We start from the raw sequence: 10,841 nt of genomic DNA on the forward strand, positions 1-10,841 counted from the left end.
CACCAACAACACCCGACAACACCAACCCCAAACGCCCCGCCAACCCCTCCACCGTCCCCACATCGAACAACGCCGGGTCGTAGTCGAGAGCGATGGAGAGCTGTTCGCCCGGTGACACCACAACGGTGAGTGGGTAGTTGGTCGGCTCCAGGTCGCGGGTCTCGCCCACACCGATGCCATGCGCGGTGATGGCCTCGTCGTCGAACGGGTAGTTCTCGAAGACGACGATGCTGTCGAACAGGCGGACGGCGCCGGGGACTTCACTCCAGCCCTGCAACTCGGCAAGGGAGACGAAGTCGAACGCCCGTGACTGCGACTGCTCCTCCTGAAGCTCCCGCAGCCATGTCACCACAGCCTTGTCGGGGTCCAAGGACACGCGCGTCGGCACGGTGTTGATGAACATGCCGACCATCGACTCCACACCCGCCAGCTCCGCCGGACGCCCGGACACCGTCGTGCCGAACACCACGTCCGACTCACCGCTGTACCGCGACANCTGTGCGGTCTCCCGCAGTGCCTGCGACTGCTCGGCCGAGAGCGTCAGCCGGAAGGTGCCGGAGGACTCGGCGCGGTGGGCTTCGACGGGCGAGCGGTCGTAGGGCAGCGGCGTCGGTGCGTCAAAGCCGGACAGCACGCCACGCCAGTAGTGCTCGGCCTGCGAAGCGTCCTGCTCGCCCAGCCACTTGAGGTAGTCGCGGAAGGGACGCCGTGCCACGGGAGCGGCGTGCGTGCCCCGGTCGATGGCCGCGTACTGCTCGCAGACCTCACCGAACACCTGGGCCGCGCTCCACCCGTCGAGCAGGACATGGTGGAAGGTCCAGATCAGCACAATCTCGTTGTCCGGCAGTGCGGCCATCGTCAGCCGCATGAGCGGGGCGACACCCAGGTCAAGCCCCCTCGCCCGGTCGTCGTCGAGCAACGCCCGCAGTTCCAGATCTCGTTGAGCGTCCGCCAGCCCGGTCCAGTCGTGGTGTGCCACCGGCACGGTGACCTCGCGCTGCACCACCTGCAAGGGCTCGGCCACCCCTTCCCAGACGATCCGGCTGCGCAGGATCGGGGTGCGGTCCACGACCCGCTGCCAGGCCTCGCCGAGCGCCCTGGCGTCGGACACTCCGGAGAGGCGCAGCTGCACTTGGTTGACGTAGGCGTCCGAGGTGGCGTCGACCAGGCTGTGGAAGAGCATTCCGGCCTGCATCGGCGTCAGCGGGTACATGTCCTCGACCTCCCGTCCGTCCCCGACGAGTCGGTCCACTCCGGCCTGGTCGAGGCGGGCCAGCGGGAAGTCCGAGGGAGTGCGTCCGCCGGCTCCCGGACGGGCGCAGTGCTCGACGATCTCCCGGAGCGCCGTGCGCATTTGGCCGGCCAGACGCTGCACGGTCGTCTCGGCGTGAACGTCGGCGCTGTAGTACCAGGTGAACTCCAGGCACCGCTGCTCGACCCGGCCCACGACATCCAGCAGATGCGCCCTGGCGGACTCCGCCCCCGCCTCGCCGTCCAGTCCGCCCCGCACGGCGTGGATCAGCCCGTCCCCGGTGCTCGGCCAGTCGAACTGACCCAGGTAGTTGAAGCTGATCTGCGGCGACACGGCATCGGCGAGCCCATGCCCGTTGCGCCCGCCACCCCCGTGGTGCCCGCTACCCCCGTGGTGCCCTTCGCTCCCTTCGCTCCCGCCCTTGGCGGCCGGATACCGCAGGGCTCCATACCCGAGACCGCGCCGAGGCACCGAACGCAGCTGCTCCTTCACCGACTTGAGCGCATCGCCCCACTCCCCCCCGGGCACCTCGAGCGCGACGGGGAACATGGTGGTGAACCAGCCCACCGTCCTGGACAGGTCGACGCCGTCCAGCAGTTCCTCGCGGCCGTGACCCTCGAGTTCGATCGGCACCCGAGTGCTGCCCGTCCACTGGGAGAGCACACGGCCGAGGGCACTCAGCAGGACGTCATTGACCTGGGTCCGGTAGACGTCCGGCACCTCCTGGAGGAGCGCCCTGGTGGTCTCCGGGTCCAGCCGGACGGTGAGCGAGCGCATCGAGCCGATGGTGTTGTCGCCCTGGCCGTCCACGGGCAGCCGGGAGGTGCGCCTCGCGGTCACTCGGGCCACCTGGGTCCAGTGGTCCAGCTCGTCGTCGAAGCCACCGTCCGCGGTGTGTGCGCTGAGCCGCTGGGCCCAGTCCAGCACCGAGGTGGTCCGGGGGCCGAGGTCGACGGTTCCGGACGGCCCGGCCTCCAAAGCCTGACGGTAGGCGCGGTCCAGGTCCTCCAGCAGGATGCGCCAGGAGACGCCGTCGACGACCAGGTGGTGCACGGCCAGGAACAGCACCGGATGCCGCCCCGCTCCGAGGTCGAACAGCGCAGCCTTCAGCAGCGGGCCCGTACCGAGGTCGAATCCGGCGTGGATCTCCCCGGTGACCGCCGTCATGGTCTCGCGTTGCGCGTCCGCGAGGAGTCGGGACAGATCGTGCCGTTGGAAGGCATCCATCGGCCGGACCGGCTCGCAGTGCTGCCGCCACTGTCCGTGTCCACGCTCGAACCGCGTCCGCAGCGCGTCGTGCTGAGTCATCAGCGCGTCGAGGGCGCGACGCAGCGCCTCGAGTTCCACGCCCGTGGTCAGCTCCACCATGACGGACTGGTTGAAGTGCTCCGGCCGCACCGTCTGGGTGTCGAAGAACCAGTGCTGGATCGGGGTCAGCGGTGCCTCACCGGTGACCGGCCCCCGGTCGGCCGTCGCCGTCGGCGCCGCTTCGGTCATGGCGGTGACCAGCGAGGCGATGGTCGGGTGCTGGAAGAGGTCGCGCGGCATGAGGTTGAGGCCGGCCTGACGGGCGCGGGAGACGACCTGGATGCTCAGGATCGAGTCGCCGCCGAGGGAGAAGAAGTTGTCCTCGACGCCCACGAGATCCACGTCGAGCAGGCCGGCCCAGATCTCGGCGAGGGTCCGCTCGGCATCGGTGCGGGGGGCGACATGGCCGACGCTCGCGGCCGATCCCCAGTCGGGGGCGGGCAGGCGTCGGCGGTCGACCTTGCCATTGGCGTTGAGCGGCAGTTCGTCCAGCGTGACGTAGGCGGACGGGACCATGTAGTCCGGCAGGGTGGCGCCCAGGAACTCCCGGAGGGTCTCGGGACTCGGCGCGGTGGAGCCGGGCGCCGGCACCAGGTAGGCCGCCAGGCGCTTGCGTCCCGCGCTGTCGCGCGGCACGACGGCCAGCGCCTCGGCCACGTCGTCGTGCCGCTGCAACGCGGCCTCGATCTCGCCGAGTTCGATGCGGAAGCCGCGGATCTTCACCTGGTCGTCGGCGCGTCCGATGAACTCCAGCTCGCCGTCGGCGCGCCACCGCACCACATCGCCGGTGCGGTACATCCGGCTGCCGGCGGGGCCGAAGGGGTCGGCCACGAAGCGTTCCGCCGTCAGCGCCGGCCGTCCGAGGTATCCGCGTGCCACACCCTCGCCCGCGATGCAGAGCTCACCCGGGACACCTGGAGGCACCGGCCGGAGCCCGCTGTCGAGAACATGGGTCCGCACATTGTCCAGGGGCCGTCCGATCGGCACCACGTCCGGGACGGCGTCCACGCTGTCCATGGCCCGCCGGGTGGCGTACGTCGTGGTCTCGGTGGGGCCGTAGACGTCGACCACGGTCAGGCCGGGGCAGGCGTCCAGCACCCGGCGCATCGCCGCCGCCGGGACGACCTCTCCGCCGGTCCACACCTCGCGAGCGCCGGCCAGGCACTCAGGTGACTCCTGGGCCACCATCCGGAAAAGGCCCGAGGTGAGGAACAGACCCGTCACGCCGTGCTCGGTGACCGACCGACGCAGTGTGTCGACGTCGAGGTCTCCGGGCGGGGCCAGCACGGCCCGGCCGCCGCGCAGGAGCGGCACCCACAGCTCATAGGTGGAGGCGTCGAACGCCTGCGGCGAGTGCACCAGCACCCGGTCGTGCCCGCCGCCTCCGAAGCACCGGTCGAACGCGAGCGCCACCACGTCCCGGTGCCGCACGGCGACGCCCTTGGGGCGGCCGGTCGAGCCGGAGGTGTACATCACATAGGCGAGATTGTCCGGGTGGAGCTTCACGTCGGGCCGCTCGTCGGGCTCGTCGAGCAGCGACGGGTCGCCGTCCACGAGGACGAGATGGCCGCAGTGCGCCCGCGCGGCCGTCGTCTCCCACACCCGGTCGGTCAGCAGGACCTCGGCGCCGGTCCCGGAGAGCAGCAAGCGCAGCCGCGACCGCGGGGCCCGTACGTCCAACGGCACATAGGCACCGCCCGCCTTGAGCGTCGCGAGCTCCGCGACCACGAGGTCGGCGCCGCGGTCCATCAGCACCGCGACCGGGTGTTCCGGCCGGACACCGAGGCGGATCAGCCGCTGTGCCAGGCGGTTGGCCCTCGACTCCAGTTCGGTAAAGGTGACGTCGCCGTCGTCCATGACCAGGGCAACGGCGTCCGGAGTGCGCCCGGCCTGCTCGGCGAACAGGCGGGGAACGGTCGCGGCGGGCACCTCGTGCCGGGTGTCGTTCCACTCCACCAGTACCTGGCGCCGTTCGGTGTCGGTGAGCATCGGCAGGTCGCCCAGGCAGCGGTCGGGGTCGGCGGCGATCCCGGCGAGCAGTTCCACCAGGTGCGCGGCCATCCGCTCGATCGTCGCGCTGTCGAACAGACGCGGGTCATAGCCAAGGGCCAGTCCGAGCTCGTCGCCCGGGTAGGCCACCACGCCGAGCGGGTAGTTGGTCGTCTCGATGCCCTGTAGATCGCGCAGCCGCAGGTCATGCGCGGCAGCGGCCTCGTCATTGATCGGGTAGTTCTCGAAGACGACGATGCTGTCGAAGACATTGACCCGGTCGGGGAGGTCGGTCCAGGCCCGCAGTTGGGCGAGGGAGACATGGTCGAAGCGCCGTGCCTCCGTCTGCGCCAGCTGGAGTTCGCGCAGCCAGCTCAGCAGGCTCCGCGTACCGGCGACGGCGACGCGGGTCGGCAGGGTGTTGATGAACAGGCCGCAGATCGACTCCACCCCGGGCAGCTCCGGCGGGCGGCCGGAGACCGTGGTGCCGAAGACGACTTCGCGCTGCCCGCTGTACCGCGACAGCAGCAGGGCCCATGCCCCCTGGACGACGGTGTTGACGGTCAGTCCACCGCTGCGGGCGAACTCACGCAGCCGCTGGGACTGTTCGGGCGGCAGCGCCACCTTGAGGCTGTGTGAGGACTCGGCGCGGTGGGCCTCGACGGGCTGGCGGTCGTACGGCAGCGCGGTGGGCTCGGACAGGTCGCCGAGCCGCCGCCGCCAGAACTCCTCGGCCTCGCCGCGGTCGCGCTCACCCAGCCAGGCCACATAGTCGCGGAACGGGCGCCGGGCGGGCAGCGCGAGTCGGCCGGCGTCGGCCTGCGGGCCATGGCGCCGCAGCCCGGCATGGCAGGCGAAGACGTCGGACAGGACCTGGAACAGACTCCACCCGTCGAGCAGCACATGGTGGAACGTCCACACCACCCGCACCTCGGTGTCCGACAGCCGGGCGAGCGCCACCCTCATCAGCGGGGCGACGGCGAGGTCCAGGCCCCGCGCCCGGTCCCGGTCGAGCAACCGGTCCAGGGCCGCACGTCGTTCGTCGTCGGACAGGGTGGTCCAGTCGTGGTGCGCGACGGGCACGGTGACATCCCGCTCGACCACCTGAAGCGGCTCGTCCACGGTGTCCCAGACCACTCGCGAGCGCAGCACCGGGGTCCGGTCGACGACGCGCTGCCACGCCCGCGCGAGCAATCCGGGGTCGGCCACGCCGTCGAGGACGAAGGAGAGCTGCTGGAAGTAGACGCCCTGGTCGTCCTGGGAGAGCCGGTGGAAGACCATCCCGGCCTGCGTCGGCGTGAGGGGGTGGATGTCCTCGACCGACCGCCCGTCCCCGGCCAGCCGGTCCACGGTGGCCTGGTCGAGTCGGGCCAGCGGGAAGTCCGAGGGGGTGCGACCACCCGCGCCGGGCTCGGCGCAGTGCCGGATGATCTGCCGCAGCGCCGTCACAAGCCCGTCCGCCAGCTCACCGACCGTGGCCTCCTGGTGCACATTCCCCGAGTAGAACCAGGTGAACTCCAGGCACTTGTGCTCGACCCTGCCCACGACGTCGAGCACATGCGGACGGGTGGCCTCGGGGTCGGCGTCCAGCTCCAGTTCGCCGTGCATCGCCCGGTACAGCCCTTCCGGGGTCACCGGCAGCTGGAGGTGGCCCAGGTAGTTGAAGCTGATGCCGGGCGTCCAGCTGCCGGTCACGGCGTTGTCGGGCGCTAGGTGGCGCAGCGCCCCATGGCCGAGGCCGCGTCGCGGTACGGCCCTCAGCTGCTCCTTGACCGACTTCAGCGCGTTCCCCCAGTCCCCCGCGGGCACCGCGGGCGCGACGGGGAACATCGTGGTGAACCAGCCCACGGTCCTGGACAGGTCCACGCCCTCGAAGATCTCCTCGCGGCCGTGGCCCTCGAGGTCCACCGGTACTCGGTCGCGTCCGGTCCATCCGCTCAGCACCCGTCCCAGCGCGCTGAGCAGGACGTCGTTGATCCGGGTCCGGTAGATGCCGGGCACCTGTTGCAGCAGTGCCCTGGTCTCGTCCTCGTCGAGCCGGACGCGGACCGTGCGGGTGGAGGCGACGGTGTTGGGGCCGGCGAGGTCGACCGGCAGGGCCGGGTCACAGGTATCGCTGAGGGTGCTCCAGTGGTCGAGTTCGTCGTCGAACCCGCCGGCCGAGGCATGCTCGGTCAGGCGCACCGACCACTCGGCAAATGAGGTTGAGGTGGGGCCGAGTTGAGCACTCTCGCCCTGCTTGAGCTGCCGGTATGCGGTGTCCAGGTCTTCGAGCAGGATGCGCCAGGAGACCGCGTCGACCACGAGGTGGTGGACGGCGAGGAACAGGACGGGCCGCTGGTCGGCACCGCGGTCGAAGAGCACCGCCTTCAGCAGAGAGCCGCTGTCGAGGTCGAAGCCGCGGTGCGTCCTCGCGGTGGCGTGGGCCATCGCGTCCGCCCGTGCCTGCGGACTCTCCAGGGCGGACAGGTCGATACGCCGGAGCACATCGGCGGGCGCGGTGTCGGACTCGTTCGGAGCGTGCCGACGCCACTGGGTTCCGCCCCCGGACCGCTCGAAGCGGGTCCGCAGCGCTTCGTGGTGGGCCACTACCGCGGCCAGGGCACGACGCAGGGCGGCCTCGTCCACGTCCTCGGCCAGATCGACGGCCATGGACTGGTTGAAGTGCTCTGGCCGCTCGGGGTTGGTCTCGAAGAGCCAGTGCTGAATGGGCGTCAGCGGAACCTGTCCGGTGACCGCCGTGCGTGCGACCGGTGCCGTATCCGCCTGGGCCCGGTCGGCCACGGGGGCGAGGGAGGCGATCGTCTGGTGGAGGAAGACATCCCTGGACGTCACGGCGAGCCCGGCGTCGCGGGCCCGCGAGACCAGTTGGATGCTCAGGATCGAGTCTCCGCCGAGCGAGAAGAAGTTGTCCTCGACACCCACCTGTTCCAGACCCAGCACCTCGGCCCAGATCCGCGCCAGGGTCCGCTCGGTCTGCGTTCTCGGCGCCACACGGCCGCCGCTCGAGGCAGCGGCTCCCCAGTCGGGGGCGGGCAGACGGCCGCGGTCCAGCTTTCCATTGGGGTTCAACGGCAGCCGGTCCAGGGGCACGATCGCCGAAGGCACCATGTAGTCCGGCAGTGTCCGACCGGCAAAGGCGCGCAGCGTACCCGGTTCGAGGGCCTGCCCGCGTACAGCGGGAACGACATAGGCGACCAGTCGCTTGTGACCGCCGCCCTCGGTCACGCCGCCCCCCGTGGAGGCAGCCTGCGTCCCGGCCGTCTCCGTCACGACCGCCACCGCCTCGGCGACGCCCTCGTGCGCGACCAGCGCCGCCTCGACCTCGCCGAGTTCGATCCGGAAGCCCCGGACCTTCACCTGGTGGTCCACCCGGCCGAGGTAGTCCAGCTCTCCCTCGGCGTTCCAGCGCACGATGTCCCCCGTGCGGTACATCCGCGCGCCCGGCCGGCCGAACGGGTCGGCGGTGAACCGCTGCGCGGTCAGCCCCGGGCGGCCCAGGTAGCCCCTGGCCAGGCCCCGCCCACCGAGGTAGAGCTCTCCCGGGACACCGGGGGGCACCGGCCGCAGCGCCGAATCGAGGACATAGACACGGGTGTTGGCCAGCGGCCTGCCGATCGGCGGCGCCTGCTCGCGGTCCGGCGCGTCGGCGTCGCAGTACCAGGCGGTGGCGTAGACGGTGGCCTCGGTCGGGCCGTAGATATTGGCGATCCTGCTGCCCGGCATCGCCGACCGGATCTCCCGCACGGTCCTGGCCGACAGCCCCTCTCCCGCGAGCACCACGGTGTCCGCGGTGACCGGGACCGTGCCCTGCGCGAGGATCTGGGAGAACGCCGATGGCACCGCGCTGACCAGGCTCGCCTTCCAGATGCCCTCGGTGCGCTCGCCCAGCGCGAGCAGGTCGCGCACGACCTCGATGCTGCCGCCGAGCATCAAGGGGCAGAAGATCTCGAAGACCGAGACGTCGAAGTTGAGCGAGGTGGACGCCACCACCCGGGCCAGTCCCGAGGCGCCGAGGTCCCGGGCCGCCCAGGCCACCAGATCGACCACGCTCTCGTGGGCGACGACCACACCCTTCGGCCGCCCGGTCGAACCCGAGGTGTAGATGACGTAGGCGGGATGCCGGGGCGAGAGCGGACGGGCCCGCTCGGCATCGGTCACATTGCCGCCGGGGAGCGGGGTGAGCATGTCCGGCAGTTCGGGGCCGTCCAGGACAAGGCGCGGGGCGCCCGGCGCCACCGGAATCCGATCGGCCACCTCGCTCGCGGTGACCACCAGCGCGGGGGCCGCGTCGTCCAGCATGAAGGCGATCCGCTCGGCCGGGTACGTGGGATCGACCGGCAGATACGCGGCTCCCGCCTTGAGCACCGCGAGAAGCGTCACGACGAGCTCCGCCGAACGCGGCAGAGCCAGCGCGACGAAGCGCTCCGGACCCGCGCCTGCCGCGATCAGCAGACGGGCCAGACGGTTGGCGCGCTCGTTCAGCCGTGCGTAGGACAGCTCGGTGCCGTCGCACACGACGGCCATGGCGTCGGGCGTGCGTGCCACCTGCGCCTCGAAGACCTCGGGCAGCACCTGGTCCGGTACGGCCCGCTCGACGCCGTTCCAGTCCACCAGCAGCCGATGCCGCTCGGCGTCGGTGAGCAGCGGCAGTTCGGCGAGCGGCCGGTCCGGATCCTCGGCGATCCCGGTGAGCAGGACGCGCAGGTGCTCCGCGAGCCGTTCGACGGTGGAGGCGTCGAAGAGGTCGGTGCTGTACTCGACCGTCAGATTCAGCGAGTCGTCGGCGCGGGGCAGGAACTCCACCACGAGGTCGAAGCGGGCGGACGGGCGCGGCAGGTCGTGCTCGGTGATCCGCAGCCCCGCGCTCTCGCGTGGCCGCACCATGGCGTTCTGGAGAACGACGAGGGCCTGCACCAGCGGGGTGCGGCTCGGGTCGCGTTCGGGGGCAAGCTCCTCGACGAGGCGGTCGAAGGGCATCTCGTCGTGGGCGAACGCCTCCAGGACGGTCTCGCGGACCTCGGCCACGAAGTCCCCGAAGGTACGCTGCCCGTCCACGGTGGAGCGCAGGACCACGGTGTTGACGAAGAACCCCACAAGCCCTTCGAGTTCGGCCCGGTCGCGGCCGGAGGTCGCGGTGCCGACGGCGATGTCCGGCTGGTTGGCGTACCGGGACAGCAGTACCTGTGTCGCCGCGGTCAGGACCATGAACAGCGTGGCGCCGTGGGCCTGCCCGACCCTCCCCAGCTCCGCCACGAGCCCGGCGGGCAGATCGAGGCGGTGCACGGCGCCCGAGGTCGTCCGCACAGGGGGGCGGGGCCGGTCGGTCGGCAGCTCGAGCGGCTCGATACCGGCGAGCTTGTCCTTCCAGTACGACAGGTGCCGGTCGTACTCCGGGCCGGCCGACCGTTCCCGCTGCCGGACCGCGAAGTCGGGGTACTGGATGGACAGTTCGGGCAGCTCGGAGGGCTCGGTCGCGTGCGGGTCGGCGACGGAGGCGTACAGCTGGGCCAGCTCGTCCACCAGAATCCCGACGGACCAGCCGTCGGTGACGATGTGGTGCTGGCTGAGCAGGAGCACATGCTCGTTGTCGGCGAGACGTACGAGAACAGCCCTGGTGAGGGGACCGTTGCGCAGGTCGAACGAGCGGCTGAGCTCCTCGGCGAGCGCCTCCTCCACAGCGGCCTCCCGCTCGAACGGGGCGAGGGAGGACAGGTCCACCCGGTTGAGCGGAATCGAGCCCTGGGCGGCGACGATCTGCACTCCCCGCCCGTCGACGGTGTCGAACGTGGTCCGCAGTGACTCGTGCCGCTCCACCAGGGCGTCCAGCGAGGACCGCAGGGCAACGAGGTCCAGCGGCCCGGACAGCCGTAGGCCGACACCGGTGTTGTACTCGGTCCCCCCGTCGGTCAGGTCGTCGAGGAACCACATCCGCTGCTGGGCGGAGGACAGCGGCAGCGGCCGGTCGCGGGGCACGGGGGTGATCCGCGCTTCGTCGTCGCCGCGGCCATCGGCGGGCAGTGACCGCGCGAGCCGTGCGATCGTGCGGGCGTCGAACAGGGCCCGTGGGGCGAGCCTCGTTCCCAAGGCGTCCCGGATCCGGGAGAGCACCCGGACACTGAGGATCGAGTCGCCGCCGAGCGCGAAGAAGTCGTCCTCGATCCCGAGATGGTCCACCCCGAGGACGTCGGCCCAGATGCGGACCAGCACACGCTCGGTGTCGGTGCGGGGCTCGACATGCCCGGCGCCGGTGGCGGCCGTGAACTCGGGCGCGGGCAGGGCCTCGCGGTCG

The 10,841-nt window shown here is 71.3% G+C and carries 1 protein-coding gene; it reads right to left on the reverse strand.

Annotated elements, in window-relative coordinates; translation table 11 throughout:
• A partial coding sequence (locus IEY86_RS35000) for a non-ribosomal peptide synthetase (RefSeq protein ID WP_444545860.1) occupies positions 1-10,759 on the reverse strand: 10,759 nt, incomplete at its 3' end.
• Between the last annotated feature and the right edge of the window lie 82 nt (positions 10,760-10,841).

Source organism: Wenjunlia tyrosinilytica (assembly GCF_014646055.1).
Taxonomy (GTDB): Bacteria; Actinomycetota; Actinomycetes; order Streptomycetales; family Streptomycetaceae; genus Wenjunlia; species Wenjunlia tyrosinilytica.